The sequence below is a fragment of the Kitasatospora sp. NPDC059795 genome (assembly GCF_042732175.1).
In the GTDB taxonomy this organism is placed as follows: domain Bacteria; phylum Actinomycetota; class Actinomycetes; order Streptomycetales; family Streptomycetaceae; genus Kitasatospora.
Window position 1 is genome coordinate 310,302 of the sequence record NZ_JBHWID010000003.1, and the last position, 25,938, is coordinate 336,239.

Below are 25,938 nucleotides of genomic sequence, written 5' to 3' on the forward strand. Positions count from 1 at the left end.
GTCGCGGTCCTGGCCACGGGCACCGCTTCCGGACCGGTTCCTGACAACTTCCTGACACCGACCGGCCAGTGTGGCGGAGTCCGCCGGGACGATCCCCGGTTCCGCTCCGAAAGGCCTCCGTGTGAAGTCCTCGCTCCGCCTGCTGCCCCTCGGGGCGGCCCTGGCCCTGTCCCTCCTCCCCGTCCCCGCCATGGCCGCACCCGCCATGGCCGCACCTGCCGGCCACGCGGCCCCGAGCGTCGCGGAGCAGGACGTGATGCCGCACCTGCGCGCCCTGCAGCAGATCGCCGACCGCAACGGCGGCAACCGCGCGCACGGCACCCGGGGGTACACGGAGTCGGTGGCGTACGTCCGGCACGCGCTGGACCGGGCCGGGTTCCGCACCGAGCTCCGCCGCTTCGAGGCCGACGGCCGGGCGGGCTACAACCTGATCGCCGACTGGCCGGGCGGCGACCCGCGCCACGTGCTGCTCACCGGCGCCCACCTGGACAGCGTCGAGCAGGGCCCGGGCATCAACGACAACGGCTCCGGCTCGGCCTCGGTGCTGGCCGCCGCCCTCAAGGTCGCCGAGGCCCGGCTGAAGCCCGCCCGGCACCTGCGGTTCGCCTGGTGGGGAGCGGAGGAGGGCGGGCTGTTCGGCTCCGCGAACTACGTCGACGGCCTGTCCGCCGCCGACCGCAGCGCGATCGACCTCTACCTCAACTTCGACCAGACCGGCAGCCGGAACACCCGGCAGTGGCTCGTGGTGCAGGACGGGCCGGGGGCCGACGAAGCGGCCGGGCGGGCCTTCGCCTCCTGGTTCGCGGCCCGCGGGCTCGCCACCTTCGACATCGGCGTCGGCGGCTCCGACAACGAGTCGTTCGGCAAGGCGGGCATCCCGTCCTCCGGCTTCAGCACCGGCATTTCGGACTGCATCCACGAGGCCTGCGACAACCTCGCCAACGTCGACCCGGCCACCGAGACCACCAGCACCAACGCCCTGATCGACGTGGTGTGGCAACTCGCCGCCACCACCCGCCCCTGACCGCCTCACACCCCGGGACACCCTGATGCGCACACGACGCACCGCCACTGCCCTCGCGATCGCGACCGCCCTCGGCGTCGCCCTGACCGCCCTGCCCGCGTCGGCGGCCACCGGCCTCGGCGACCCGTACTTCCCCGACGACGGCAACTCCGGCTACGACGTGGGACATTACGACGTCCGGATCGCCTACGACCCGGCCCGCACCGACCACCTCGACGGCGACACCACCGTCACCGCCCGCGCCACCCGGGCCCTCGACCGCCTCAGCCTGGACCTGAAGGGCTTCACGGTCGCCTCGGTCACCGTCAACGGCACGCCGGCCCGCTCGTTCTCCCGTTCCGGCGCGCACAAGCTGAACGTCGTCCCGGCGCAACGAGTCGCCAGGGGCGCCGAGTTCACCGTCCGCGTCAGGTACGCGGGGAGGCCCGACGCCGAGGGCTGGCACACCCTGGCCGACGGCGGCGCGAACGTGGCGGGCGAACCGCACTCCGCGACCTCCTGGTACCCGTCCAACGACCACCCGTCGGACAAGGCCACCTTCTCCCTCACCGCGACCGTCCCGAACGGCTGGACCGCCATCGGCAACGGCCTGCCCGGCCCGACCACCACCGGCAACGGCACCACCACCTTCCGCTGGAACGAGGACCGCCCGCTGGCGACCTACCTCAGCACCGTCGCCATCGACCGCTTCACCGTCCACCGCGCCCAACTCCCCGACGGCACACCGGTCATCACGGCCTACAGCCCGGACGCCACCGTCGACCCGGCGGCGGAGGCCGAGCAGCAGGAGATCCTGACCTTCCTGGCCTCGAAGTTCGGCCCCTATCCGTTCTCCTCGGCCGGCGCGATCATCGTGGGCGCCCACCGGGACCAGGGACCCGGCCCGGTCGACCTGGAGACCCAGAGCCGGCCCACCTACAGCGGTGCCTTCTTCGACGCGGCGGTCGTCCACGAGAACGCCCACCAGTGGTTCGGCGACAGCGTCTCCTTCACCGACTGGCGCGACGGCTGCCTCGCCGAGTGCTTCGCCCAGTACGCCAACCAGCTGTGGGAGGAGCACAAGGGCGCCGACCTCGACACCGGCTTCTACGCCTCCGAGATCGCCGCCAACCGGGACAACCCCGACTACTGGTCCACCAAGCTCTACGACCCCGGCGCGGGCAAGGAACTCGCCCCCGCCCTGTACTTCAAGGGCGCCCTGATGCTCCACGCCCTCCGCCGCACCGTCGGCGACGACGCCTTCTTCACCACCCTCCGCCGCTGGACCGCCGAACACGCCTACGGCAACGCGTCGTTCCCCCAGTTCGAGGCCCTGGCCGCGAAGGTCTCCGGCCAGGACCTCACCCCCTTCTTCACCGCCTGGGCCCACAGCACGACCCGCCCCGCGGACCAGTACCTGTTCCCCAGCCGGTAGAGCAACCAGGGGCGCGTGGGGGTACCTCCCGGCCCGCTAGGGCTGGGGGAGAACTGCGCGAGGCGGGAGGCGCCCGTCGGCCGGATCGCGACGCAGGACGTGCCGTGCACGTGGTCGCGACCCAGCAGACGGTCACTCATTCAGCGAAGCCGCGGCAACGGCACCGCAAGCAGCGCCGCCAGCAAGGCAATTCGCGGTCCCAGCTGATCGATCCGCACATGCTCCTGCCGCGCGTGCGGCCCCGCCCCCACCGCGCCCAGCCCGTCCAGCGTCGGCACTCCTCGCGCCCCGGCAAGGTTGGTGTCGCCCGCCCCGCCCGCCGGCGCCCCGTCGAGGTGCTGGCCGAGCGCCGCCGCGAGCGAGCGGACGTGCCGCAGCAGCGGATTCGCGGGCCGTTCGGGCCATGCGGGCCGCGAGGACAGCACCTCGGTGCGGACGTTCGCGCCGGGCCGGTTCGCGGTCAGGTGGGCGAGCGTGTCGAGGGTGCGCAGCTGGGCTTCGGTGGTGGCGAAGCGCAGCCCGATCTCGGCCTGGGCGCGGCCGGCGACGACGTTGGCGCGGGTGCCGCCGTCGATGCGTCCGGTGTTGAGTTCGGTGCCGGGCTGCCGGGTGAGGCCGCGGACGGCGATGAGTTGGTCGACGAGTTCGTCGATCGCGGAGATGCCGTCGGCGGCGTCGTTGCCGGCGTGCGCCTCGCGTCCGGTGACGCTGAGGCGGACTCGGGCGGTGCCTCGGCGGGCGGTCTTGAGGCGGCCGTCGGGGTGGGCGGGTTCGAGCCCGAGGACGGCGGCCGCGCCGCGCAGGTGTTGTTCGAACAGGCGGCGGCCGTCGGGGCTGCCGATCTCCTCGTCGGAGACCACGATCATCCGCACGGGTCGGTGCGGGCGTTGGCCGAGGTCGGCGAGGAGGGCGAACGCGCCTTCCAGCAGGGCGAGTCCGCCCTTCATGTCGAGGACGCCGGGGCCGGTGAGGCGTCCGTCCTGTTCCTCGACGGGCCAGTCGGCGAGGGTGCCGGCGGGCCAGACGGTGTCGTGGTGGCCGACGACCAGCAGGTGCGGGAGGTCTTCGTGCCGGCCGGGCCAGTCGAGGACGAGGTGGTCGCCGTGGTCGCAGGCCTCGCGGGCGGCGGTGGCGCCGGTGGCGGTGTAGCCGGCGGCGAGTTCTTCGGCGAGGGTGTTCAGCCGGGGCGCGTCGCCGGACGGGGTTTCGATCCTGGCGAGGTCTTCGCAGCGTCTGCGGACGGCGGCGGCGAGGGTGCGGGCCCTGCTGGTCAGGGTGCGGGGCAGGCCCGGTAGTGCGGCGGTGGCCAACGCCGGTGCAGCGGTGGGCGGTTCGCCGTCGGTCTGGGGTGTGGCGCGGTGTGGCTCGGGGGCCACGGTATGGGCGCTCATCGTTCACCCCCGGTGGGGCGCGAGGCACTGGGAGGTATGGCGGGAACGGGCGTGGCGGGGATCTGTTGCGGTTCGGGGCTCGGTTGTGGTGTCCGGTGCGATGTGGGGCTGGGCAGCACTGCGTCCTCCTCGCTTCGGTCCGCGGACCCCGGCTCGACCCGGGGTTCGCGGGGACGGTCGGTCTCCTCCTCGGTGCAAACGGGCGACCGTGGCAGGGACCGGGAAGCGAGCCTAGAAGATTCGTTCAGCTCCCTGCGAGGTGGCCTCCGCATGCGAACTCGCCGCCCTACCCGTCCTGATCGGCCCGGACGGGGGCCGCGGCCCGGGGTCCGGTGCGGCGAGCGGGACGCGGACTGCGCGCACGTCCCGCTCTCACCTTGAACCCGCGAGGGCGAATCGGCAGCACGAATCGCCCACGATCGAGCGAACCCCGCCCGATGGGTGACACCCGTAATCGGTTCGACGGGCGCCCTCGCGGCTGGCCAGAATCGGCGACGTCCGTCCGTTCGCCGGGGAGTCGCCGAGGAGTCGCCATGTCCCGCACCGTCCCGCCGCCCGTCCTCGACAGCCTGCGCGGGCTGGCCCTGGGTGATGCCTTCGGCGACCGCTGGTTCCACCCGCCGGTGGACGAGGCGTCGGCGGAGGTCGCGTCCCGGCTGGTGCGCCCGGGGCCGTGGCACTGGACGGACGACACCGCGATGGCGCTCGTCCTGGTGCGCCACCTGCGCGCGCACGGCGAGGTCCGATCGGCGGCGCTGGCACGGGAGTTCGCGGCGGAGTACACGGCGGTGCCGCACCGCAAGTACGGGCCGTCGATGCATCAGGTGCTGCGCGCGGTGCACGCGGGCGAGGACCATGTCGCCGTCACGGGTGCGCTGTTCGGCGGTCAGGGCTCGCACGGCAACGGCGCGGCGATGCGGGTCGCGCCCCTCGGCGCGTGGTTCGCGGACGATCTCGCGGTCGTCGCCGAGCAGGCCGAGCGTTCCGCCCGGGCCACCCACGCGCACCCGGAGGCCGTGGCGGGGGCGCAGGCGGTCGCGTTGGCGGCGGCGCCGGCCGTCCGCTCGCGCGGCGAACGGGCCCTCCCCCGGCCGGAGTTCCTGCACGAGGTGGCGTCGCTGCTGCCGGCCACGGACGTGCGGTCGGGTCTGCGGATCGCCGCGCGTCTGCCGGCGGGAACCAGCGTCCGGCACGCGGCGGTGGTGCTCGGCTCGGGCCACCTGGTCTCGGCGCAGGACACCGTCCCGTTCGCGCTGTGGTCCGCCGCCGGGCACCTCGACGACCTGGTCGAGGCGCTCTGGGGGACGGTCGCCGGCTGGGGCGACATGGACACCACCTGCGCGATCGCCGCCGGCGTGGTCGCCGCCCGCTCCGGCACGGACGCCGTCCCGCCCGCCTGGTCCGCCGCACAGGAGCCGCTGCCGGACCTCTGACCCGCCGATCCGCACAGGACTCCGCAACAGACCTCCGCAACAGACCTCCGCAAAAGACCGAGCCCCGGCCGAACTCCTCGGCCGGGGCTCCCTGTTGGCGGTGTGCGTCAGTCGCGGGACTTGCCGAACAGCAGCCGGTAGACGATGAGCAGGACCAGGGCTCCGGCGATCGCGGAGATCCATGTCGGCAGGTCGAAGAAGTGCACGTTCACCGACTTGTGCAGGATCTTCGAGGACAGCCAGCCGCCGATGAAGGAGCCGGCGATGCCGATCAGGGTGGTGATGACGATGCCGCCCGGGTCCTTGCCGGGAAGCAGCAGCTTGGCGACGGCTCCGGCGAGGAGCCCGAGGATGATCCAACTGATGATGCCCATGTCGTTCTCCTGCCCTGCGCCACGAGGGCCAATCCCGTCGTGCTTCTCGCCGACAAGGACGAATGGCTCAGCCGTTCGGTTCCGGCCGGGTCGGTGCGCCTGCTGCGGTACCGTCCCTGGGACGAGAGGGGTGGCACGGTGCGGTGGAAGGTGTACGGGGAGCGCCCGGTGTACCAGGACCCGTGGCTGAACGTGTGGGTCGCGGACGTCGAACTCCCGGACGGGAAGCGCTTCGACCACCATCTGGTGAAGCTGCGCGACCTCGCGGTGGCGGCGGTGGTGAACGACCGCAGCGAGGTGCTGATGCTGTGGCGGCACCGCTTCATCACCGACACCTGGGCGTGGGAGCTGCCGATGGGACTGGTCGAGGCCGGTGAGGACCCGGCGGCGGCCGCGGCCCGGGAGGCGCTGGAGGAGACCGGCTGGCGGGTGTCTGGCGTCCGCCCGCTGATCTACGCGCAGCCGGCGGCGGGCATCACCGACTCCGAGCACTTCGTGTTCCGCGCCGACCCGGTGGAGCTCACCGGCCCGCCGACCGAGCAGAACGAGTCCGACCGGATCGCGTGGGTGCCGCTCGCCGACCTGCGCGGGATGATCGCCCGCCGCGAGATCGTCAGCAGCGCCACCCTGGTCGGCGTCCTCGCCCTGCTGCTCGACGCAACTCCCTGACCACCGAGGTCACTTCGGCCTCGGCGCGCCGATCGTCGCGACCGGCGCCGGACGGTGGCCGGCCGCGCCCGCCGTCCAGTGGATCAGCGCATGCACGTAGCGCACCAACGACTCGGCGTGGCGGCGCACTTGGGTGGGCCAGTGGGAGCCGCGGGCGATGCCGTCGGCGAGGAATTCGAGGGTGGTGAGCTCGGCGGCGCACAGGGCGGCGACCGTGGCGGCGGCGACGTGGGGCGGGAGGCCGCGGTGGACTTCCAGGGCGCGCAGCAGGTGTCGGCCGGAGCCGAGGTCGTCGATCCAGCGCACGAGGTGCTGGAAGCGGGTCCGCAGGTCGGTGAGCTGGGGGTGGCGGTGCAGGTGGTCGGGCAGGTCGAGGCCGTGGGCGAGTTCCACCCACCCGGCCGCCCCGGTGCGGCCGCCGTGCGTCAGGTACTGCGGGACGGTCAACGTCACGCCGGATTCCCGGCGGGCCAGTGAACTCTCCAGGTGGGAACGGAAGTCCGCGGCGCAGCGGGCCTGCCAGTCCGGCCCGGCCAGCGTCGTGCTCTCCCGCCACAGCCACTCGAACGCCCGCACCAGCCCCGCGGCCGCGCCGTCCGTGCCCGTGTCCGCGTCCGCGCAGGTCCGCGTCCCCGACGCCTGGCCGCCGCCCAGCAGGGCCTGGAGCGCGCCGACCGTCCGCCGTGCGACGCCGCTCTGCTCGCCGGCCCATCCGTCGGCGAGGTGCGCGTCGAGAATCCGGGTCAGCACCAGCCACTTGGTGGCGGCCCGCAGCCCGGGCCCGGCCGGGACGTCGCCCCAGCAGCGCGCGGCGAGGTCCAGGCTGCCGTCGGCGGGGGTGGCGAGACCGGTGCCGGCGAGCCAGTGCGTGATCTCGGAGCGCAGCGCCTCGCCGTGCGGGTGCGGCGCCAACGCGGGCGTCCGGGCGAGCAGTTCGGCGAGCGGCCCGGTCGTGGTGGCTGGACTCGTCATGGGCTGGCTCCTCCGCCGTTCGGGGGCGATCGACGTGACGAAGTCTGGTCGACCGCCCCCGGCCGACGGCGCAGAACCGGCGGCCGTTCCCCCGCCCGGCCGATCCGCCCCGATCGTCCGATCATGGGCCCGATCGTCCGTTCATGGGCCCGGTCGTGCCCGCCCGAGGGTGCACTGCCCGTCGTGGCACTCGCGTCGCAGCTTCCCCCGGGAGAGCGTCTGCGCCAGCCCGATCGCCCAGCACATCGGGCAGCCGCGCAGCACGACCAGGCCGAGCGGCGCCAGCAGCAGCGAGAGCGGCCCGGTCAGCGGCATCAGCGCGAACGCGGCGGCGATCCCCCCGAAGCCGATCCCGCCGCGCACCAGATGCCGCGTCAGCGAGGAACTGGCGAAGTCGTTCCGCCCGCTCATCGGGGACCCGACCGGACAGGCCCGAGTTCGGCCCGGACGGAGGCTCGGACGGCGGCCCGGGCGCGGTGCAGCCGGGACTTCATCGCGGCGGTGCTCAGCCCGAGCGCCTCCGCGACCGCCGGCCCGCTCCAACCCTGGAGGTCACGCATGATCAGCACCCGCCGCTGGTCGTCGGGCAGTGCGGCGATCGCCGCGCCGACCCGCGCGGTGTCCAGCCGCCGCAGCGCCTCCTGCTCGGCGGAGTCCACCGGCCCGGCCGGCAGCTCGGCCGCGGCGGGCAGCACGCGGATCCGCCGCAGGCACTCGTGGCGGACGATCCGGAACAGCCAGGACGCGAGCGCCCCGGTGGCCCGCAGCATGCCGATCCGCCGGTAGAGGATGATCAGCGCCTCCTGCGCGGCGTCCTCCGCATCCTCGGGGCTGGCGCACAGCGAATGGGCGAACCGGCGCACCCGCGGGTGGGCGCCCGCCACCAGCGCGTCCAGCGAGTCGGGGTCGCCGCACCGCGCGGCGTCGATGACCGCCGCGCTGGGCCAGTCCGTCTCAACCACGCCTGCCCCGCTTCGACTTGAGCACGAGCACGCAGGTGCAGATCAGCACTGCGCCGGCCCCGACGGCGATGGCCACCACCATGGGATTTCCTCCGAGCTGTCGCGTCCGGCGGCGGTCCGCCGGTCCATGTGCTCGTAAGAGAGGAGAACCCCCGAAAAGGATTCGGCCCGGGCCGGAGCAATGTTCCGGCCGATGTCCCGATCAATGCGCCGGTCAACGTCCCGGTCATTGTTCCGGTCCGGGCCGGCCGGGTCTCAGGCCGCGCGCTCGGCCTTGCTGCGCTCCACGCAGAACTCGTTGCCCTCCAGGTCGGCCAGCACGGCCCAGCCGGTGCCGTCCTCGTTCCGCCGGTCGTCGACCAGGACGGCGCCGAGGCCGAGCAGCCGGGCGACCTCCTCGTCCCGGGTGCGGTCCTGCGGCTGGAGGTCGAAGTGCAGGCGGTTCTTGCCCGCCTTGGGCTCGGGGACGGTCACGAACAGCAGTCCGGCGCCCTCGATCAGAGCCTCCGGGTCTCCGGGGAAGTCGTCGGGGTGCAGGGGCTGGCCCAGCGCCTGCGCCCAGAACGATCCGAGGGTGTAGGCGTCGAGACAGTCGATGGTCACGTGGCGAATCACAGAGCTCATGGCGCGGATTGTCGCCCGCACCCGTTCGGCCCCGCAATGAGATTTCACACTTCCGCCACGCCCCCGTTCGGCCCGCTTTGGCCTCCAGCATGGAGGGCGGCCACGATGGCGCGTCGATGGTGGGTCGGACTGATCGTCGCGGACGGGCCCGTCACTTCTGGCGGGCCCGTCCGTATTTCTCTGCCCACCGACCGTCCGTGGGCGGTACTGTTCCGATCATGTCGCTTCCGCTCCCGCTTCCCGAGGTCAAGGCCGAACTCGACCGCCTCACCGCCGAGTTCTTCGACGCCTTCGACAACCGCGACGGCCGCAAGGCCGATGTCGCCCGGCTGCGCCGCCTGATGCTCCCCGAGGCGATCATCGTGGTCACCACGCCCAACTACGTCACCTACACCGTCGAGGAGTTCATCGCCCCGCGCGAACTCCTGCTCTCCGACGGCCGGTTGACCGACTTCTACGAGTGGGAGATCAGCGAGCACACCGACGTCATGGACACCGTCGCCTGCCGCATCGGCCGCTTCGGCAAGGCCGGCGTTCTCAACGGCGAACCCTACGAGGGCGTCGGCACCAAGACCTTCCAGTTCGCCCGGACCCCCGACGGCTGGCGGATAGCCGCCTTCTCCTGGCACGACCAGCCCTGACCCCTCGCCCCCACCGACCCACCCACCCTCGCAAGCCCGTCCACCGCCCTTCCCGTCTCCCCCTCATCCCGCTGTGCGAAAGTCGGTGCCCTTGCAGGGTGCGGGCGGACCGGAGGTGGGCGGGTGGTGGGTCGGGTGTTGGTGGTGGACGACGATGCGGCGATCCGGCGGAGTCTGGAGCGGGGGCTGCGGCTGAGCGGGTTCGCCGTGGTACTGGCGGCGGACGGGCCCGGTGCGCTCGCGCGACTCGCGGAGGCGGCGCCGGATGTCGTCGTCCTCGACGTCGGGCTGCCGGGTCTCGCGGGGACGGAAGTCTGTCGGACGCTGCGGGCGCAGGGCGACGAGACGCCGGTCCTGATGCTGTCCGCGCTGGACGAACTCGCCGACCGGGTCGCCGGGTTGCAGGCCGGAGCGGACGACTACCTGGTGAAGCCGTTCGCCCTGGAGGAACTGGTCCTCCGCCTGCACGCCCTGCTGCGCCGCCGCCCGCCCGCGCTCTCCGACCGGCTCCGGGTGGGCCCGCTGCGGATCGACCAGGACACCCACCAGGCGTTCTGGGCGGACGAGGAACTCCGGCTCACCCGCCGCGAGTTCGAGCTGCTCACCCAGTTCGCCCGCAACCCGGGCATCGTCCTCTCCCGCGAACTGCTGCTGGACCGGGTCTGGGGCTACGACTTCGACGTCCGCAGCGACGCCGTCGACACCTTCGTCTCCTACCTGCGCCGCAAACTGGAGGCGTCCGGACAGCGCCCCCGCCTCATCCACACCGTCCGCGGCGTGGGCTTCGTCCTGCGCGTCCCCGACTCCCCCGGGGGCGAGGGCCGGTGAAGCTCTCCACCCGGATCGCCGTCGGCGCCGCCCTGCTGGTCCCGCTGCTGGTCGCCGCCGCCGCCGCGCTCCTCCTGCCGCTGGTCGACGCCGACCTGCACCGCCGCCAGGACAGTCGGCTCAACGACCGCGCCGCCGCGCTGCTCCCGAGCGCCCGCGCCCTGCTGACGGCCGACACGAAGGGTCGCCCGAAGGCCGAGCAGAACCAGCAGCGCAAGGTCCTCGACGCCGCACTCGACGCGGGCGTCCGCGTCACGTCCGCCGACGGCACCCTCCTGCTCGCCGCCGGTTCGCAGCCCGACGACCCCCAACTCCTGCCCGGCACCGGCACGATGACGATCCGGCAGCACGGGCAGTCCTGGCGCGTCCTGGCCGTGAAGCTGAACAGCGGCGCCACCACCGGCACGCTCTGGGTGCTCTCCCCCGCCGGGGAGCCGGCGGCCGAGCTGCGGGCGGTGCGGCGGCGGGTGCTGCTGGTGGCACTGTTGGCCGCGCCCCTCTCGGGGCTGATCGCCTTCGCCCTGGCCGAGCGCGCCACCCTGCCGCTGCGCCGCCTGGGCCGCCGGGCGGCCGCGCTGGATCCGCGGACGGGTCACGCGGTGTTCGCGCACACCCGGACGGGCACCGCCGAGGTGGACGAACTGTCCGGCGCGATCGCGCTGTTGCTGTCCCGGTACGACGAGCAGGCGGCCCGCACCGAGCAGGCCCTGGACACGGCGCGCTCGTTCTCCTCGGCGGCCTCGCACGAGCTGCGCACCCCGCTGATGAGCCTGCGCACCAACCTGGACGTGCTGTCCGCGCACCCCGACCTGCCGGCGGCCGACCGCGCCGAGATCCTGGCCGAGTTGCAGCAGGACCACGCCCGCACGGCGGACCTGTTGGGCGCGCTGTCGATGCTGGCCCGGGGCGATCTGGTGGAGGTGTCGGCGTTCGGCCCGGTGGACTTCGCGGAGTTGGTCGACGCCGCCGTCGCGGAGGCCGCCCGCCGCCACCCGCAGGCCGTCTTCCGCACCGAACTCCCGCCCGAGGCGCGGGTGTTCGGCTGGGATGCGGGCCTGCGCATCCTGCTCGACAACCTGCTGGGCAACGCGGCCGTGCACGGCGGCGGCGCCGGCCGTCCCGCCGAGGTGGACGTCCGGCTGCGGGTCGACGGCGGCACCGCGCACCTCACCGTCGACGACCGCGGCCCGGGCATCCCGCCCGCCGAGCGCGCCGCCGTCTTCCACCGCTTCCACCGCCGCCCGGACAGCCCGGGCTCCGGCCTCGGCCTCACCCTGGTCGCCCAACAGACCGCCCTCCACCGGGGTTTCGTCACCGCCACCACCCGCCCGGGCGCCCCGGGCTGCCGCCTGGACGTCCGCCTCCCGTTGCTGGGCGTCCACGCCCCGCCCCCTCGACTCCCGTCGCCCACCGCCTGGTTGATGCCGAAGGAGCACTGAGCCCGTCCCACAGGGTTTCCACAAGAAGCCTCCGTACGGTCCCGTTCACGGCCGGGCGCTCCGGTCGTGCGCAACGGAGTGGGAAGGGGAATGCCATGCGGATCAACCGGACGGTCGCCGCGGCCGGGGTGCTCGCGCTGGCGGGTGCGGTGCTGGCCGCGGGGCCCGCGCAGGCGGCGGGCGGGGCGCCGAAGGGCGACGGGGCGAAGGCGATCTGCAAGCGGCTGCCGAAGACCGAGGAGCGGGTCGACAAGGCGCTCGCCCGGCTGCACGGGGACGCCTCCGTGAACGGGTCGATCGCCCGGCTGGAGCAGCGGGTGGACAGCGCGCACAAGGCGGGTCACAGCGAGATCGAGAAGTACCTGAACGACCGGCTGACGGTCCGCCGCTCCCTGGTGTCGACGCTGGACACCCGCAAGGCGGACCTGAAGTCGGTGGCGGACTGGTGCGCGAAGAACGCCCCGGCGGCCGGCAAGTGACCCGCCGGGCGGCGGCGGCGTTCGTCGCGCTGTCCGCCCTCGCGCTGGCCTCCTCGGCCCTGCTGACGGCCTGCGGCCCGGACGCCCCGCCCGCGAGCGGCCCGGACACCGGGCAGGTCCAGCAGATGCAGCAGATGCAGCAGATGCAGCAGAAGGTGGACGCGGCGGAGAGCGCCGCCGCCCAGGCCGACGACAACGCCGGCCAGGACAACTGAGCACCGGGAACCGACGACGGCCCGCGCCCTCCCCCCAGGAGCGCGGGCCGTCGCCGTTCCCGCCATCCGAGACGGAATCGTCCACCGTTCGACCACCTGCGTGACGGAACTTGACGCGCCGCCACCGCGTCGTGAAGCATCGGCGGCATGAATCCCGGCACCTTCCTGGTCTGCCGCCTGCACGTCGATCTGCGACGCCAGGCGAGCGACATGTGTGCCTGTTGACCTTCCCCGCACGATCCCCGCACGCGTCCCTGTGAGTTGAGCCAGGGCCCGGTCGCGGCCTCGCGCAGCACCCCGCATCCGCCCGTTCGGCGGTGCGCCCCTCGCCGTCCCGTTCCCGCCGCCCGCCGTCCGCCGTCCCCCGGCGCCGGCCGTCGCGGCATCCCCGGAGGAGACCCATGCTCACCGTCCCGGCCGCCCCCGTCCTCGACGCCCCACCCCGCCCACCGCTGTCGCCGAACGCGCTGCGCCGGATCGTCCGCGACCTGGCCGAGCGGCCGGAGCGCTGGCTGCACCGGGTCCGGCTGTCCGCCGAGGAGCGCTGGTACGAGCGCCTGGAGCTGGCGCAGGACTACGAGGTGTGGCTGATCAGTTGGCTGCCGGGGCAGTCGACGGGGTTCCACGACCACGGCGGCTCGCGCGGGGCGTTCACGGTGGCGCTGGGCGAGCTGGAGGAGCTGGCGCTGGCCGGCCCGGAGCACGGGCTGTCGGTGCGCCGGCTGGCGGCGGGCGCCGAGCGGGCGTTCGGGCCGCAGTACCTGCACGATGTGCGCAACACCTCTCCGGGCCCCGCGGTGACGCTGCACGCGTACTCGCCGCCGCTGGCCGAGATGTCCCGGTACGAGCTGCGGGCGGGCGGCCTGGTGCGGACGGCGACGGAAGGACCGGAGCAGTGGTGACCACGGTGGACGAGCTGGTGGCGCGGGCCCGGGCGGGGCTGGAACGGCCGGGGCCCGAGGAGGCCTGGGCGGCGGTGACGGCCGGCGCCCGGCTGGTGGACATCCGTCCGGCGGCGCAGCGCGCCCGGGAGGGTGAGATTCCGGGGGCGCTGATCATCGAACGCAATGTGCTGGAGTGGCGGCTCGATCCGACGGGCAGTCACCGGATTCCCGAGGCGACCGGACATGACGTGCCGTGGATTGTAGTCTGCTCGGAGGGCTACGCCTCGTCTCTCGCGGCCGCTTCGTTGCGGGAGTTGGGGCTGTTCCGGGCGACCGACCTGGCCGGCGGCTTCGTCGCCTGGGCGGCGGCCGGTCTGCCCACCCGTTCGGTGGATCAGGGTTTGCGGTGACGGCGGCCCGGGAAGCCGGACAGACATATTCCGATCAGTGTTCGATAATCCGCTCGGCCATCGCTAGGACCCTTCCGTGATCAGATTCGAGGGCGCCGCCAAGCGCCACCCCGACGGCACGGTTGCCGTCCGAGGCCTGGACCTGGAGGTCCCGGCGGGCCGCACCACGGTCCTGGTCGGCCCGTCCGGCTGCGGCAAGACCACCATCCTGCGGATGGTCAACCGGATGGTGGTGCCGACCGGCGGCCGGGTCCTGCTGGACGGGACGGACGTCGCCACCCTCCCGGCGGCGCAGTTGCGGCGCGGCATCGGGTACGTCATCCAGCAGGCGGGGCTGTTCCCGCACCGTCGGGTGATCGACAACGTGGCGACGGTGCCCCGGCTGCTCGGCTGGGACCGCAAGCGGGCCCGGGCGCGGGCGGCGGAGCTGCTGGAGCTGGTCGGTCTGCCGCCGGAGACGGCGCGCCGCTATCCGGCGCAGCTGTCCGGCGGTCAGCAGCAACGGGTGGGCGTGGCGCGGGCGTTGGCGGCGGATCCGCCGGTGCTGCTGATGGACGAGCCGTTCAGTGCGGTCGATCCGCTGGTGCGCGCCGGTTTGCAGGAGGAACTGCTGCGCCTGCAGGCCGAGTTGGGCAAGACGGTGCTGTTCGTGACGCACGACATCGAGGAGGCGGTGCGCCTCGGTGACCGGGTGGTGGTGCTGCGTGAGCACGGCGAGATCGCCCAACTCGCCGATCCGCACACCCTGTTGACCGCTCCGGCGGATGCCGGGGTTGCCGCCTTCCTGGGCCGCGACCGGGGCCTGCGCGGCCTGGGTCTGCGCCCGGCCGCCGAGGTTCCGCTCGCCAAGCTGGAACCGGCTTACGACGGCTGGCAGTTGACGCTGGACCCGGAGGGCCGCCCGGTGCACTGGGTGCGCGAGGGCCGCTCCCACCCGGTGCCGGTGTTCGACCCGGCGCGGGACACCCTGCGGTCGGCGTTGGACGCGGCGGTGCTGGCCCCGTCCGGGCACGCCGTGGCGGTGGACGCCGACGGCCGGGCGGTCGGGGCCGCGAGCCGGGCCGCCGTGGTGGCCGCGCTGGCCGAGTCCGCCGCGCCGTCGCCCCAGGCAGGGGCGCAGGTGAACCATGCTTGACGGCGAGCCGCTGGTCCGCTGGCGCTGGCTCGGCGACCACCTCGGCTATCTGGCCGGCCTGACCGGCGACCACGCGGTGATCGCGCTGGTCCCGGTGCTGATCGGCCTGCTGCTGGCGCTGCCGCTGGGTCTGGCCTGCACCCGCTGGCCGCGGCTGTACCAGCCGCTGGCGGCGGTGTTCAACGTGGTGTACGCGCTGCCGTCGCTGGCGGTGTTCGTGGTGCTGATCCCGTACACCGGCCTGGCCACCCGGGAGACCGTGATGGTGCCGCTGACGTTCTACGCGCTGGCGGTGCTGCTGCCGACCACGGTGGACGGGCTGCGGGCGGTGCCCGATCCGGTGCGGCAGGCCGCGACGGCGATGGGCTACGGTCCGTGGCACCGGCTGGCGGCGGTCGAACTCCCGGCCGCCGTGCCGTACTTGATAGCGGGCCTGCGGGTCGCCGCGGTGTCCTCGATCTCGCTGGCGGCGATCGGCGCGCTGATCGGCCGGGGCGGTCTCGGCTACCTGTTCGTGGACGGCTTCCAGCGGACGTTCCCGACGCCGATCCTGGCCGGGATCGTGCTGGTGGCGCTGCTGGCGCTGGTCTGCGACCTGGTGCTGGTCGCGGCCCGCCGGCTGCTCGCGCCGTGGGCGACGGGGGTGGCGCGGTGAACTGGCTGACCTGGCTGAACGACTTCTTCGTCGCCCCGGCGCACCGCTCCGGGCCGGACTCGGTCCTCCACCGGGTCCTGGAGCACCTGGTGTTCTCCGCCGAGGCGCTGGCCCTGGCGACGCTGCTGGCGGTGCCGCTGGGCCTGCTGATCGGCTACACCGGGCGCGGCCTGTTCCTGGTGACGGCGCTGACCGGCATCGCCCGGGCGCTGCCAACGCTGGGCCTGGTCACGCTGGCGGTGCTGCTCGCGGGCGTCGGCGACACCGCGGTGCTGCTGCCGCTGACGGCGCTCGCCGCGCCGCCGCTGCTGGTGGCGACCGCCGAGGGCATCCGCGGCACCGATCCGGACGTCCGGGACGCGGCCCGCGGCATCGGCCTGACGCATCCGCAGACGCTGTTCCAGGTCTGCCTGCCCGCCGCGCTGCCGACGCTGCTCGCGGGGGCCCGCACCGCCGCCGTCCAGGTGATCGCCACCGCCACCGTCGCCGCCTACGTCGGCCTCGGCGGGCTCGGCCGCTACGTGATCGACGGCCTCGCCACCCGCGACTTCCCGACCACCGTCGGCGGGGCGCTGCTGGTGGTGCTGCTGGCCGTCGCCGTCCAACTGCTGTTCGCCCTGCTCATCCGGTACGCGACCCCACGCGGCGCGCGCACCGTCCGTGTTGATGAACCAGCGGGCTCTTCGCCCGCGCTGTCGAAGGAATCGATATGACGACCCGTCCGGTCCGAACCGCCGTCGCCGCCGCCGTGCTGATGCTCGGCGCGGCGGCCTGCTCCTCCTCCGGCGGAGGCGACCCACTGGCCGCGAAGTCCCCCGCCGCGCAAGGGGGTTCGGGGAAGACCGTGGTGGTCGGCTCGGCGAACTTCCCGGAGAACGTGCTGCTGGCGTCGATCTACTCGCAGGCGTTGCAGGCCAAGGGCGTGAAGGTGGAGGAGAAGTTCAACATCGGCAGCCGGGAGGTGCTGTACGGGCAGCTGCAGTCCGGCGCGCTGACGGTTCTGCCGGAGTACAACGGCGCGCTGCTGGGCTACCTGGACGCCAAGTCGACGGCCACCGGCAAGGACGCGGTGAACACCGAGCTGGCCGCGAAGCTGCCCGCCGCGCTGGGGATCCTCGACTCCGCGCCGGCCGAGGACAAGGACTCGCTGACGGTCACCCAGGACACGGCCGACCGGCTGGGCCTGAAGTCGATCGGCGACCTCGCGGACAAGGCGCAGGACCTGGTGATCGGCGGCCCGCCGGAGTTCAAGTCGCGGCGCGAGCAGCAGTTCAAGGACGTGTACGGCCTCACCTTCAAGGAGTGGAAGCCGACCGCCGACACCACCGCCAACGCCCTCAAGGACGGCACCGTCCAGATCGGCAACGTGTTCACCACCGACCCGAAGATCGTCCAGCTGAAGCTGGTGTCGCTGAGCGACCCGAAGAACCTGTTCAGCTCGCAGAACGTCACCCCGCTGGTCAACAGGGCGGGCCTGGACGCCACCGGGACGGCCGCGCTGAACGCGGTCTCGGCGAAGCTGGACACCGCCGGGCTGACGGCGCTGATGAAGCGCGTCGCGGTGGACAAGGAGGACCCGTCGGCGGTCGCCAAGGACTGGCTGAAGAGCAACGGCCTGAACTGACCCGCACCGCCCGTCGGCCCCGCACCCCTCGACACCGGGTGCGGGGCCGACGGCATGTCAGGACACCTGGTGGGACGGACAGTTAGGAGTCTTGACAGATGAGTGGTCCAGACCAACCATGGGAGCGTTGTTCTTCCCGACCGGAAAGCATCGTGGGGGTGTGACCACCGGCCGGGGCTTCGTACGCCCCGCACCACCCCGGCACTCCCTGAACCAGGCCGACCCTTGCCCCGTGCCCGAACTGCGGCACGAGGCCATCCTCCCATGCCTGATGGAGCCTCGATGCGCCTTCACCGACCACTCCGAGCGCTGCTCGCCACGGGCGCGATGGCGGCCGCCTCGCTGGGGCTGATCTCCGCCCCCGCGCAGGCCGCCACCCCGCTGCCGCAGCACGTCTTCGCCCCGTACTTCGAGTCCTGGACGGGCGAGAGCCCGGCCGCGCTGGCCGCCCAGTCCGGCGTCAAGCACCTCACCATGGCGTTCCTGCAGGCCGCCACCAAGGGCTCCTGCACCGCGCTGTGGAACGGCGACACCTCGATGCCGGTGTCCAACTCGGTCTTCGGCGCCGACATCGCGACCATCCGCGCCAACGGCGGCGACGTGATCCCGTCCTTCGGCGGCTACACCGCCGACAACACGGGCACCGAGATCGCCGACTCCTGCACGGACGTCAACCAGATCGCCGCCCAGTTCGAGAACGTCATCACCACCTACGACGTCTCCCGGATCGACCTGGACATCGAGGACAACTCGCTGACCAACACCGCGGGCATCGACCGCCGCAACAAGGCGATCAAGATCGTCGAGGACTGGGCGGCCGCCAACGGCCGGAACATCCAGTTCAGTTACACCCTGCCGACCACCACCACCGGCCTGGCCTCCAGCGGCCTCGCGGTGCTGAAGAACGCGGTCACCAACAACGCGCGCATCGACGTCGTCAACATGATGACGTTCGACTACTACGACAACCAGTCGCACGACATGGCCGCGGACACCCAGACCTCCGCGCAGGGCCTGTACAACCAGCTGGCGAAGCTGTACCCGACGAAGACCGCCGCCCAGCTCTGGGGCATGATCGGCATCATCGAGATGCCCGGCATCGACGACTTCGGCGCCGCCGAGACCTTCACCGTCGCCAACGCCACCACGGTCTACAACTGGGCCGTCGCCAAGGGCATCAACACGCTGTCCTTCTGGGCGCTGCAGCGTGACAACGGCGGCTGCGCCGGCACCGGCGGCCGCGACGACTGCTCGGGCATCGCGCAGAACAAGTGGGACTTCAGCCACATCTTCTCGCAGTTCACCAGCGGCTCCACCACCCCGGCGAACGACTTCTCGGTGGCGCTGAACCCGGCCTCCGGCTCGGTCGCGGCGGGCTCCGCCGCGTCGACGACCGTCAACACGGCCGTCACCTCCGGCTCCGCGCAGAGCGTCAACCTGTCGGTGTCCACCGTGCCGGTGGCCGGCATCACCGCCTCGCTGAGCGCCTCCACCGTCACCGCGGGCGGCTCCGCCACGCTGAACGTCACCACCACCGCGGCCGTGCCGAACGGCAGCTACCCGCTGACCGTGACCGGCACCGGCGCGAGCGGCACCCACTCGGCGACGTACACCCTGACCGTCACCGGCGGCACCACCGCCTCCGACTTCTCGGTCTCGCTGTCCCCCGCCGCGGGCACCGTGCAGGCCGGCTCCTCCGCCACCGGCACGATCAACACGGCCGTCACCTCCGGCGCCGCCGCGACCGTCGGCCTGTCGGTCTCCGGCGCCCCGGCCGGCGTCACCGCCACCGTCAACCCGGCGAGCGTCACCGCGGGCGGCTCCGCCACGCTGAACGTCTCCACCACCGCCGCGGCCGCCCCCGGCACCTACAACCTGACCGTCACCGGCACCGGCGCGGGCAAGACCCACACCGCGACGTACGCGCTGACCGTCACCGGCACCACCCCGACCGGCGGCCTGGTCAACGGCGACTTCGAGACCGGCTCGCTCGCCCCGTGGACCTGCCAGAGCGGCGCGGCCGTCGTCGGCAGCCCCGTCCACGGCGGCTCCAAGGCGCTCCAGGTCACCCCGACCGCCGGCGCCACCGGCGAGTGCGACCAGACCGTCACCCTCGCCCCGAACCACGCGTACACCCTGACCGCCTGGGTCCAGGGCCCGTACTCGTACGTCGGCGTCAGCGGCGGCGCGACCGCCTCCACCTGGGCCAACGGCACCTCGTGGACCAAGGTGAGCGTCCCGTTCACCACCGGCGCCAGCGGCACCGTCACGGTCTACCTGCACGGCTGGTACGGCCAGGGCGCGGTCTACGGCGACGACTTCTCCATCGCCTGACGATCCGAGCAATGAGCCGCGCCCGGTCGGCGGGACTCCCCACCGGCCGGGCGCGGTCGTTCCTCCGGCGGGTCCGTCAGCCGCGCCGGTACAGCGGCAGGACGGTCAGCAGCGCCAGCAGCGAGCAGCCCAGCACCACCGCGCCGAGCGCGGTCGCGGACGGGTGCCCGCCGAGGCTGCTCAGCGGCGCGACCAGCGAGCCGCACAGGAACGTGCCGGCGCCGAGCAGCGCGGACGCCGAACCGGCGGCGTGCGGGGCCATGGTGAGGGCCTGCCCGTTGGCGTTCGGCAGGATCACGCCCATCGTGCCCATCAGCACGGCGAGCGCGGGCCACACCCCGGCCAGGCCGGTGTCCCACACGGTCGTGCACAGCACCACCGCCGCCCCGGCCGCCACCGCCACCGCCAGCGCGGCGACCAGCAGCACCGGCCCGCGGAAGCGCTGCACCAGCACCCGCCCGTTCAGCTGGGTGACGACCAGCAGCACGATCGAGTTGACGGCGAACACCAGGCTGTAGGTCTGCGGGGAGATCCGGTACACGTCCTGCAGCACCACCGAGGAGCCGGCGATGTACGCGAACAGCGCGCCGAACGCGAAGGTGCTGGTCAGCAGGTAGCCGCGGAACGGCCGGTCGGCCAGCAGCCCGCCGATGGCGCGGACGGTGCTGCCGAGGCCGTCGCCGTGGCGGCGTTCGGGCGGCAGGGTCTCGCGGATGCCGAGCGCGGAGCCGACGGTGAGCAGCGCGCCGAGCACCGCCAGGGTGACGAAGGTGCCGCGCCAGTCGGTGACCCGGAGCAGCTGGGCGCCGGCGACGGGGGCCAGGATCGGGGCGAGGCCGGATATCAGGCCCATGGTGGCGAGGAAACGTATCATCGGGACGCCTTCGAGGCGGTCGCGGACGATCGCCCGGCCGATCACCAGCCCCGCGGAGCCCGCCGCGCCCTGCAGCGCGCGGCCCGTCACCAGCATCGGCATCGAGGTGGCGAGGGCGCACATCACGCTCGCCGCGGTGTAGAGGGCGAGCCCGGCCAGCAGCGGGCGGCGCCGGCCGGTCCGGTCGCTGAGCGGGCCGAACAGCAGCTGGCCGAAGGCCATGCCGAGCAGCGAGCCGGTCAGCGTCAACTGGGCGGCGGGCGCGGTCGAGCGCAGGTCGGCGGTCAGCGCGGGCAGGGCGGGCAGGTACAGGTCGGTGGTGAGCGGCCCGAGCGCGGCGAGGCTGCCCAGGACGGCGACGGTGGCCGCCGCGAACGGCGCCGTGCTGTTCGCGGTGTCGGACCGGTCGGGGGCGGTGGGGACGTTCTGGTCGCCGTCGACGTCGACGGTCGGGCCTGGCATGGTGCTCCTCGGGGTGGCGGGTATGCGCACCGTCCTATCGCATCCGCCCGGCCGCCCGACAGACCGGGGTTCAGTGCAGCGGCATCCCGCCGGGCCGGGCGCCGGCCACCACCGCCGCGTCCTGCCACCCGTACAGCTGGTCGCCGATCAGCACGACGTCGTACAGCCCGCAGTGCGCGCCGGCCTTCTTCGGCACGTCCGTCGGGAACCAGTGCGCCCGCAGGTGCACCGCCCCGACCGGCCCGCCCGCGGTGCAGCCGGCCGGCAGCGAACGGTCCGGCAGCGTCGCCCGGATCAGCCGGTCGCCCTTCTCGCCGCCCGTCAGGAACGCGACCCGCACCGCCGTGTCGGGCAGCCAGTTCGGCACCTCGGCCCCGCCCGCCTTGGCCGCCGCCCCCGTCGGGTACCGCAGCGTCTGGTCCATCCGGTCCTGCGCGTCCTGGATCGCGGCGGGCGCGACCATCACCAGCAACGCCGCCACCGCCGCCCCGCCGGCCACCACCGCCGTCGCCTGCCGCGCACTCATCTCCGCCCGCCCCTCCCGCCGCTCACCGTCCACTCCATGGTGGCCCCGCCACCACGCCCCGGACATGCGCACCAGGTACCGACCGGAGTCGTCCCCCAGGCGGACCCCCCGCCCCCCACCCCCGACTTCCGGCGGACCCCACCCCACCCGCAAGGGGGATCAGCGGAACTCGTGCACCACCTGGATCCCGCCGACGATGTGCTGGTTGAACTCGGTCAGTTCCTCGGCGGGGACCCAGAGTTCGAGGATGGTGCGGCCGCCGGCCTGCTGGACGGGGTAGCGCTTCAGGAACTCGGTGTCGACCTCGAAGCGGGTGACGTAGCCGGCACCGGAGGCGGGGACGTTCCAGTCGCGGGCGATCCGGATCGCGTAGTCCTCGTTCAGGACGGGGTAGAAGATCGGCTGCTCGGGCAGCCGCGGGGGCCAGGCGCGCCGGCCGGAGGCCGCGACCAGGGCCAGCTCCTCGGGGCCGGTGGGGCGCCAGAGGGTGGTCGTGGTCGGGGGCTGTCGCGTCGTCATGGGGACGAGGGTAGAGCGGCGGCGGGCGGCCCGGCCAGCGGTTTTACGGTCAGCGGTAGGCGGATTCGCCGGTGATGGCCTCGCCCAGGACCAGGGTGTGGATCTCGGAGGTGCCCTCGTAGGTGAGGACGGATTCGAGGTTGTTGGCGTGCCGCAGGACGGGGTAGGCGGTGGTGATGCCGTTGGCGCCGAGGATGGTGCGGGCGGTGCGGGCGATCTCCAGCGCGGTGCGGACGTTGTTGAGCTTGCCGAAGGAGATGTGCGCGGGCTGGGCGCGGCCCTCGTCCTTGAGGCGGCCGATCCGGACGGCGACCAGGTAGGCCTTCTCCAGTTCGAGGGCCATGTCGACGAGCTTCTGCTGGGTGAGCTGGAAGCCGCCGATGGGCCGGCCGAACTGTTCGCGGTCGCGGGCGTACTCGACGGCGGCCCGGTAGCAGTCGCGGGCGGCGCCGACGGTGCCCCACAGGATGCCGTAGCGGGCCTCGCCGAGCGAGGACAGCGGGGCGCGCAGACCGCGGGCCGCGGGCAGCATCGCCTCGGCGGGCAGCCGGACGCCGTCGAAGGCGAGTTCGCTGGTGACGGAGGCGCGCAGGGAGAGCTTGCCGGGGATGTCGCGTGCGGTGAACCCGGGGGCGCCGCGCGGGACGAGGAAGCCGCGCACGCCGTCCTCGGTGGCGGCCCACACCACGGCGACGTCCGAGACCGAGCCGTTGGTGATCCACATCTTGGCGCCGTCGAGGATCCAGTCGCCGCCGTCGCGCCGGGCCCGGGTGCGCATCGCGGCCGGGTCGGAGCCGACCTCGGGTTCGGTCAGGCCGAAGCAGCCGACGGCCCGTCCGGCGGCCAGTTCGGGCAGCCAGCGCTGCTTCTGCTCCTCGGAGCCGAAGGCGTGGATGGAGCGCATGGCGAGCGAGCCCTGCACCGAGACGAAGCTGCGCAGCCCGGAGTCGGCGGCCTCCAGCTCCATGCAGGCGACGCCGTACTCGGTGGCGGTGGAGCCGGTGCAGCCGTAGCCGTCCAGGTGCATGCCGAGGACGCCGAGCTTTCCGAGTTCGGGGGCGATCTCGCGGACCGGGAAGGTGCCGGCCTCGAACCAGTCGGCGAGGTGCGGCCGGATGTGCCGTTCGGTGAAGGCGCGGACCGTGTCGCGGATCAACCGCTCGTCCTCGGTGAGCAGTTCGTCGACGCCGAGCAGGTCGAGCGGGTCGGGTCGGCCGGCGGAGGCGGAGGCGGAGGCTGCGGAGGCGGCGGAGGCGGCAGGGGCGGTGGCCATCGGGCGGGCTCCTCGGAGGGTTGCGGGGAACGGGGCTACCGAGGAGTATGCCGCCCGCCCGGCCGGGAGTCTTGACGCGCCAGGAGCGAGCTGATTCCCTTTCAAGTCAGGAAACTTTCCTAACAGTTGAGCGGTCGGGCCCCCGCGCGGCCGCGTCCACGACTCCCGGAACGGTGACCCATGGCCAAGCGCTCCCCCGCCCGTCCGCTGCTCGCCCTCGCCGCCACCGCCGCCCTGACCGCCGGCGCGCTCGCCCTGGCCCCCGCCGGGCAGGCCGCCTCGCCGGACCCGGTCGGCCTCAACGCCCCCTACGAGTACCTGGGTTGGGGCAGCCCGCAGAACCCGGTGCAGGTGATGCAGGCCACCGGCGCCACCCAGTTCACGCTGGCGTTCATGCTCTCCGACGGCGGCTGCAACCCGAAGTGGGACGGCTCCCGGGCGCTCACCGGCGGCAGCGACCAGAGCACCGTCAACGCGATCCGGAACGCCGGCGGCGACGTGCTGGTTTCCTTCGGCGGCTGGAGCGGCAACAAGCTCGGTGAGAAGTGCAGTTCGGCCTCCGCGCTGGCCGGCGCGTATCAAAAGGTCATCGACGCCTACAAGTTGAAGGCGATCGACATCGACATCGAGAACACCGAGGCCGCCGACGCGACGGTCCGCCAGCGGGTGATCGGCGCGCTGAAGACCGTCAAGGCCAACAACCCGGCGCTGAAGGTGTACGTCACCTTCGGCACCACCCCCACCGGCCCGGACTCCGACGGCACCGACCTGATCAGGAAGGGCGCGGCGGCGGGCCTCGCGGTGGACGGCTGGACGATCATGCCGTTCGACTTCGGCGGCCACAGCGGCGCGATGGGCGCCGTCTCCACCCGGGCCGCCGACGGCCTGAAGAACGCGGTGGCGAGCGCCTACGGCTACGACTCGGCGACGGCCTACCGGCACATCGGGATCTCCTCGATGAACGGGAAGACCGACGAGTCCGACGAGACGGTCTCCACCGCCGACTTCACCACGATCCTGAACTACGCCAAGGCCCACCACCTGGCCCGGTTCACCTTCTGGGCGGTCAACCGCGACCGCCCGTGCCCGTCCGGCACCTCGGCGGGCGACACCTGCAGCGGGATCGGCCAGTCCGCGTACGCCTTCACGAAGCTCGTCGCCTCGTACCACGGCTGACCATCCACCGGAGCAGCACCGGCCCGCCCAGCCCCGCCCGCATCACCGGCCCGTGCCTCCGCGAGGAACGGCGCGGGCCGACACGCGCCCGGGGCGCGGCGGGAATGCCCGGCGGCCGTGGAAGGCTGACGGGTCCAGGAGGTGTCCCACCATGGCGGACAGCAGGAACGAGCAGGGCCGGCGGACCGAGCACGACTCGATGGGCGAGGTGCGGGTGCCGGCCGCGGCCAAGTGGCAGGCGCAGACGCAGCGCGCGGTCGAGAACTTCCCGGTGTCGGGGCAGCGCCTGGAGCGCGCCCACATCGCGGCGCTGGCCCGGATCAAGGCGGCGGCGGCCACGGTGAACGCGCGCCTGGGCGTGCTGGAGGAGCCGGTCGCGGCGGCGATCCGCTCGGCGGCGGAGGAGGTCGCCGAGGGCCGCTGGGACGACGAGTTCCCGGTGGACGTGTTCCAGACCGGCTCCGGCACCTCGTCGAACATGAACGCCAACGAGGTGATCGCCACCCTGGCGAGCGAGCGCCTGGGCCGCCCGGTGCACCCGAACGACCAGGTCAACGCCTCACAGTCGTCGAACGACGTGTTCCCGTCCTCGATCCACATCGCGGCCGCCGGCGCGGTGACGCACGAGCTGATCCCGGCGCTGGAGCACCTGGCGGGGGCGCTGGGGGCGAAGGCCGTGGAGTTCGCCGAGGTGGTGAAGTCCGGCCGCACGCACCTGATGGACGCCACGCCCGTCACCCTCGGCCAGGAGTTCGGCGGGTACGCGGCGCAGGTCCGCCACGGGGTGGAGCGGCTGACGTCCGCGCTGCCGCGGGTGGCCGAACTGCCGCTCGGCGGAACGGCGGTGGGCACCGGCATCAACACCCCGCCCGGGTTCTCCGCCGCGGTGATCGCCGAGGTAGCCCGGGCGACCGGCCTGCCGCTGACGGAGGCCCGCGACCACTTCGAGGCGCAGGGCGCGCGCGACGGCCTGGTCGAACTGAGCGGCCAGCTGCGCACGGTGGCCGTCGGCTTCACCAAGATCGCCAACGATCTGCGCTGGATGGGCTCGGGCCCGCGCACCGGCCTGGGCGAGATCAACCTGCCGGATCTGCAACCGGGTTCCTCGATCATGCCCGGCAAGGTCAACCCGGTGCTGCCCGAGGTGGTGCTGATGGTCGCCGCGCAGGTGATCGGCAACGACGCCACCGTCACGGTGGCCGGCGCGAGCGGCAACTTCGAGCTGAACGTGATGCTCCCGGTGATCGCCCGCAACGTGCTGGAGTCGGTCCGGCTGCTCGCGAACGCGGCCCGGCTGCTGGCCGACCGCACCGTCGACGGCATCACCGCGAACGCGGAGCGCACCCGCGAGTACGCCGAGTCCTCCCCGTCCGTGGTGACGCCGCTCAACCGGTACATCGGCTACGAGGAGGCGGCGAAGGTCGCCAAGCAGTCGCTGGCCGAGCGCAAGACCGTCCGCCAGGTCGTGGTCGAACGCGGCTACCTGGACCGCGGCCTGCTCACCGAGGCGCAGCTCGACGAGGCCCTCGACGTGCTGCGGATGACCCGCCCGGCCGACCGGCCCTGACCGACCGGCCCCGGCCGACCCCGGCCCACCGGCC

The 25,938-nt window shown here is 73.5% G+C and carries 28 protein-coding genes; 18 read left to right on the forward strand and 10 right to left on the reverse strand.

The window, feature by feature from the left end:
* The first annotated feature begins 121 nt into the window (after window positions 1–121).
* Together ACFV4P_RS08565 and ACFV4P_RS08570 are read left to right on the forward strand one after the other, a co-directional pair.
* Window positions 122–1,024: a M20/M25/M40 family metallo-hydrolase gene (locus ACFV4P_RS08565; RefSeq protein ID WP_380468701.1), complete on the forward strand. Its 903-nt coding sequence runs from the start codon at window positions 122–124 to the stop codon at window positions 1,022–1,024.
* Between the two features lie 25 nt (window positions 1,025–1,049).
* Window positions 1,050–2,438: a M1 family metallopeptidase gene (locus ACFV4P_RS08570; RefSeq protein ID WP_380468703.1), complete on the forward strand. Its 1,389-nt coding sequence runs from the start codon at window positions 1,050–1,052 to the stop codon at window positions 2,436–2,438.
* 140 nt (window positions 2,439–2,578) lie between these two features.
* Here the strand turns inward: ACFV4P_RS08570 and ACFV4P_RS08575 are convergent, their stop codons facing one another.
* A complete protein-coding gene (locus ACFV4P_RS08575) occupies window positions 2,579–3,829 on the reverse strand; it encodes a M20 family metallopeptidase (RefSeq protein ID WP_380468705.1) in 1,251 nt (416 codons plus the stop codon).
* A 533-nt stretch (window positions 3,830–4,362) separates the two neighbouring features.
* Between ACFV4P_RS08575 and ACFV4P_RS08580 the strand changes: the two genes are divergently transcribed.
* Window positions 4,363–5,262 (forward strand): ADP-ribosylglycohydrolase family protein, encoded by a 900-nt coding sequence (locus ACFV4P_RS08580; protein ID WP_380468707.1) that lies wholly within the window; start codon window positions 4,363–4,365, stop codon window positions 5,260–5,262.
* 107 nt (window positions 5,263–5,369) lie between these two features.
* Here ACFV4P_RS08580 and ACFV4P_RS08585 read toward each other — a convergent pair whose 3' ends face one another.
* On the reverse strand, window positions 5,370–5,636 hold the full coding sequence (locus ACFV4P_RS08585) for a GlsB/YeaQ/YmgE family stress response membrane protein (protein ID WP_073809137.1): 267 nt from the start codon (window positions 5,634–5,636) through the stop codon (window positions 5,370–5,372).
* 138 nt (window positions 5,637–5,774) lie between these two features.
* On the opposite strand from ACFV4P_RS08585, the gene ACFV4P_RS08590 reads away from it, so the two are divergent.
* Complete coding sequence (locus tag ACFV4P_RS08590; protein WP_073809672.1) at window positions 5,775–6,305, forward strand: NUDIX domain-containing protein; 531 nt, start codon at window positions 5,775–5,777, stop codon at window positions 6,303–6,305.
* 9 nt (window positions 6,306–6,314) lie between these two features.
* Here the strand turns inward: ACFV4P_RS08590 and ACFV4P_RS08595 are convergent, their stop codons facing one another.
* From ACFV4P_RS08595 to ACFV4P_RS08610, 4 genes are all read right to left on the reverse strand, one after another.
* Window positions 6,315–7,277 carry a terpene synthase family protein gene (locus tag ACFV4P_RS08595; RefSeq protein ID WP_380468709.1) on the reverse strand — a complete coding sequence of 321 codons (963 nt, stop codon included), beginning with the start codon at window positions 7,275–7,277 and terminating at the stop codon, window positions 6,315–6,317.
* A gap of 141 nt (window positions 7,278–7,418) precedes the next feature.
* Window positions 7,419–7,688 (reverse strand): hypothetical protein, encoded by a 270-nt coding sequence (locus ACFV4P_RS08600; protein ID WP_380468711.1) that lies wholly within the window; start codon window positions 7,686–7,688, stop codon window positions 7,419–7,421.
* On the reverse strand, window positions 7,685–8,239 hold the full coding sequence (locus ACFV4P_RS08605) for an RNA polymerase sigma factor (protein WP_380468713.1): 555 nt from the start codon (window positions 8,237–8,239) through the stop codon (window positions 7,685–7,687). Before ACFV4P_RS08605 ends, ACFV4P_RS08600 begins: the two co-directional genes overlap by 4 nt.
* 255 nt (window positions 8,240–8,494) lie before the next feature.
* On the reverse strand, window positions 8,495–8,863 hold the full coding sequence (locus ACFV4P_RS08610; RefSeq protein WP_380468715.1) for a VOC family protein: 369 nt from the start codon (window positions 8,861–8,863) through the stop codon (window positions 8,495–8,497).
* Between the two features lie 218 nt (window positions 8,864–9,081).
* Here ACFV4P_RS08610 and ACFV4P_RS08615 point away from each other — a divergent pair, with 218 nt between their 5' ends.
* The 12 genes from ACFV4P_RS08615 to ACFV4P_RS08670 all read left to right on the forward strand — a co-directional run bounded on the left by ACFV4P_RS08615 (window position 9,082) and on the right by ACFV4P_RS08670 (window position 19,507).
* Window positions 9,082–9,504, forward strand: a complete 423-nt coding sequence (locus ACFV4P_RS08615) for a nuclear transport factor 2 family protein (RefSeq protein WP_380468717.1) — start codon at window positions 9,082–9,084, stop codon at window positions 9,502–9,504.
* Window positions 9,505–9,627: 123 nt separating this feature from the next.
* Window positions 9,628–10,332: a response regulator transcription factor gene (locus tag ACFV4P_RS08620; RefSeq protein ID WP_380468719.1), complete on the forward strand. Its 705-nt coding sequence runs from the start codon at window positions 9,628–9,630 to the stop codon at window positions 10,330–10,332.
* Window positions 10,329–11,771 (forward strand): sensor histidine kinase, encoded by a 1,443-nt coding sequence (locus ACFV4P_RS08625; protein ID WP_380468721.1) that lies wholly within the window; start codon window positions 10,329–10,331, stop codon window positions 11,769–11,771. Before ACFV4P_RS08620 ends, ACFV4P_RS08625 begins: the two co-directional genes overlap by 4 nt.
* Window positions 11,772–11,866: 95 nt before the next feature.
* Entirely contained in the window at window positions 11,867–12,250 is a 384-nt protein-coding gene (locus tag ACFV4P_RS08630) for a hypothetical protein (protein WP_380468722.1), read from the forward strand.
* The gene (locus ACFV4P_RS08635; RefSeq protein ID WP_380468724.1) at window positions 12,247–12,465 is read left to right on the forward strand and encodes a hypothetical protein; all 219 of its coding nucleotides are present in this window, start codon (window positions 12,247–12,249) and stop codon (window positions 12,463–12,465) included. Before ACFV4P_RS08630 ends, ACFV4P_RS08635 begins: the two co-directional genes overlap by 4 nt.
* Window positions 12,466–12,866: 401 nt before the next feature.
* Entirely contained in the window at window positions 12,867–13,367 is a 501-nt protein-coding gene (locus ACFV4P_RS08640) for a cysteine dioxygenase (RefSeq protein WP_380468726.1), read from the forward strand.
* A complete protein-coding gene (locus ACFV4P_RS08645) occupies window positions 13,364–13,759 on the forward strand; it encodes a rhodanese-like domain-containing protein (RefSeq protein WP_380468728.1) in 396 nt (131 codons plus the stop codon). Before ACFV4P_RS08640 ends, ACFV4P_RS08645 begins: the two co-directional genes overlap by 4 nt.
* Window positions 13,760–13,835: 76 nt before the next feature.
* Window positions 13,836–14,894, forward strand: a complete 1,059-nt coding sequence (locus tag ACFV4P_RS08650; protein ID WP_380468730.1) for an ABC transporter ATP-binding protein — start codon at window positions 13,836–13,838, stop codon at window positions 14,892–14,894.
* Window positions 14,887–15,549, forward strand: a complete 663-nt coding sequence (locus ACFV4P_RS08655) for an ABC transporter permease (protein ID WP_380468732.1) — start codon at window positions 14,887–14,889, stop codon at window positions 15,547–15,549. Before ACFV4P_RS08650 ends, ACFV4P_RS08655 begins: the two co-directional genes overlap by 8 nt.
* On the forward strand, window positions 15,546–16,262 hold the full coding sequence (locus tag ACFV4P_RS08660; protein WP_380468734.1) for an ABC transporter permease: 717 nt from the start codon (window positions 15,546–15,548) through the stop codon (window positions 16,260–16,262). Before ACFV4P_RS08655 ends, ACFV4P_RS08660 begins: the two co-directional genes overlap by 4 nt.
* Window positions 16,259–17,173, forward strand: a complete 915-nt coding sequence (locus ACFV4P_RS08665) for an ABC transporter substrate-binding protein (RefSeq protein ID WP_380468736.1) — start codon at window positions 16,259–16,261, stop codon at window positions 17,171–17,173. The genes ACFV4P_RS08660 and ACFV4P_RS08665 overlap by 4 nt, the downstream gene beginning before the upstream one ends.
* A 282-nt stretch (window positions 17,174–17,455) precedes the next feature.
* Window positions 17,456–19,507 (forward strand): glycosyl hydrolase family 18 protein, encoded by a 2,052-nt coding sequence (locus ACFV4P_RS08670; protein ID WP_380468738.1) that lies wholly within the window; start codon window positions 17,456–17,458, stop codon window positions 19,505–19,507.
* A 76-nt stretch (window positions 19,508–19,583) separates the two neighbouring features.
* Here the strand turns inward: ACFV4P_RS08670 and ACFV4P_RS08675 are convergent, their stop codons facing one another.
* From ACFV4P_RS08675 to ACFV4P_RS08690, 4 genes are all read right to left on the reverse strand, one after another.
* Window positions 19,584–20,843: a multidrug effflux MFS transporter gene (locus tag ACFV4P_RS08675; protein ID WP_380468740.1), complete on the reverse strand. Its 1,260-nt coding sequence runs from the start codon at window positions 20,841–20,843 to the stop codon at window positions 19,584–19,586.
* 70 nt (window positions 20,844–20,913) lie between these two features.
* Window positions 20,914–21,369 carry a hypothetical protein gene (locus ACFV4P_RS08680; protein ID WP_073809164.1) on the reverse strand — a complete coding sequence of 152 codons (456 nt, stop codon included), beginning with the start codon at window positions 21,367–21,369 and terminating at the stop codon, window positions 20,914–20,916.
* Window positions 21,370–21,528: 159 nt separating this feature from the next.
* Window positions 21,529–21,888, reverse strand: coding sequence for a hypothetical protein (locus tag ACFV4P_RS08685; protein ID WP_380468742.1), 360 nt, complete (start codon window positions 21,886–21,888; stop codon window positions 21,529–21,531).
* Between the two features lie 49 nt (window positions 21,889–21,937).
* Window positions 21,938–23,161 carry an acyl-CoA dehydrogenase family protein gene (locus tag ACFV4P_RS08690; RefSeq protein ID WP_380468744.1) on the reverse strand — a complete coding sequence of 408 codons (1,224 nt, stop codon included), beginning with the start codon at window positions 23,159–23,161 and terminating at the stop codon, window positions 21,938–21,940.
* Window positions 23,162–23,341: 180 nt separating this feature from the next.
* On the opposite strand from ACFV4P_RS08690, the gene ACFV4P_RS08695 reads away from it, so the two are divergent.
* Together ACFV4P_RS08695 and ACFV4P_RS08700 are read left to right on the forward strand one after the other, a co-directional pair.
* The gene (locus tag ACFV4P_RS08695; protein WP_380468746.1) at window positions 23,342–24,337 is read left to right on the forward strand and encodes a chitinase; all 996 of its coding nucleotides are present in this window, start codon (window positions 23,342–23,344) and stop codon (window positions 24,335–24,337) included.
* 151 nt (window positions 24,338–24,488) lie between these two features.
* The gene (locus tag ACFV4P_RS08700) at window positions 24,489–25,904 is read left to right on the forward strand and encodes a class II fumarate hydratase (RefSeq protein WP_380468748.1); all 1,416 of its coding nucleotides are present in this window, start codon (window positions 24,489–24,491) and stop codon (window positions 25,902–25,904) included.
* Window positions 25,905–25,938 lie beyond the last annotated feature (34 nt).

Bases quoted from the DNA above. Each gene is read 5' to 3' on its own strand.
- ACFV4P_RS08680 (WP_073809164.1), bottom strand. From the start codon at position 21,369: ATGAGTGCGCGGCAGGCGACGGCGGTGGTGGCCGGCGGGGCGGCGGTG.
- ACFV4P_RS08675 (WP_380468740.1), bottom strand. From the start codon at position 20,843: ATGCCAGGCCCGACCGTCGACGTCGACGGCGACCAGAACGTCCCCACC.
- ACFV4P_RS08695 (WP_380468746.1), top strand. From the start codon at position 23,342: ATGGCCAAGCGCTCCCCCGCCCGTCCGCTGCTCGCCCTCGCCGCCACC.
- ACFV4P_RS08700 (WP_380468748.1), top strand. From the start codon at position 24,489: ATGGCGGACAGCAGGAACGAGCAGGGCCGGCGGACCGAGCACGACTCG.
- ACFV4P_RS08630 (WP_380468722.1), top strand. From the start codon at position 11,867: ATGCGGATCAACCGGACGGTCGCCGCGGCCGGGGTGCTCGCGCTGGCG.
- ACFV4P_RS08685 (WP_380468742.1), bottom strand. From the start codon at position 21,888: ATGACGACGCGACAGCCCCCGACCACGACCACCCTCTGGCGCCCCACC.
- ACFV4P_RS08585 (WP_073809137.1), bottom strand. From the start codon at position 5,636: ATGGGCATCATCAGTTGGATCATCCTCGGGCTCCTCGCCGGAGCCGTC.
- ACFV4P_RS08640 (WP_380468726.1), top strand. From the start codon at position 12,867: ATGCTCACCGTCCCGGCCGCCCCCGTCCTCGACGCCCCACCCCGCCCA.
- ACFV4P_RS08600 (WP_380468711.1), bottom strand. From the start codon at position 7,688: ATGAGCGGGCGGAACGACTTCGCCAGTTCCTCGCTGACGCGGCATCTG.
- ACFV4P_RS08665 (WP_380468736.1), top strand. From the start codon at position 16,259: ATGACGACCCGTCCGGTCCGAACCGCCGTCGCCGCCGCCGTGCTGATG.
- ACFV4P_RS08580 (WP_380468707.1), top strand. From the start codon at position 4,363: ATGTCCCGCACCGTCCCGCCGCCCGTCCTCGACAGCCTGCGCGGGCTG.
- ACFV4P_RS08570 (WP_380468703.1), top strand. From the start codon at position 1,050: ATGCGCACACGACGCACCGCCACTGCCCTCGCGATCGCGACCGCCCTC.
- ACFV4P_RS08690 (WP_380468744.1), bottom strand. From the start codon at position 23,161: ATGGCCACCGCCCCTGCCGCCTCCGCCGCCTCCGCAGCCTCCGCCTCC.
- ACFV4P_RS08670 (WP_380468738.1), top strand. From the start codon at position 17,456: ATGCGCCTTCACCGACCACTCCGAGCGCTGCTCGCCACGGGCGCGATG.
- ACFV4P_RS08595 (WP_380468709.1), bottom strand. From the start codon at position 7,277: ATGACGAGTCCAGCCACCACGACCGGGCCGCTCGCCGAACTGCTCGCC.
- ACFV4P_RS08615 (WP_380468717.1), top strand. From the start codon at position 9,082: ATGTCGCTTCCGCTCCCGCTTCCCGAGGTCAAGGCCGAACTCGACCGC.
- ACFV4P_RS08610 (WP_380468715.1), bottom strand. From the start codon at position 8,863: ATGAGCTCTGTGATTCGCCACGTGACCATCGACTGTCTCGACGCCTAC.
- ACFV4P_RS08655 (WP_380468732.1), top strand. From the start codon at position 14,887: ATGCTTGACGGCGAGCCGCTGGTCCGCTGGCGCTGGCTCGGCGACCAC.
- ACFV4P_RS08575 (WP_380468705.1), bottom strand. From the start codon at position 3,829: ATGAGCGCCCATACCGTGGCCCCCGAGCCACACCGCGCCACACCCCAG.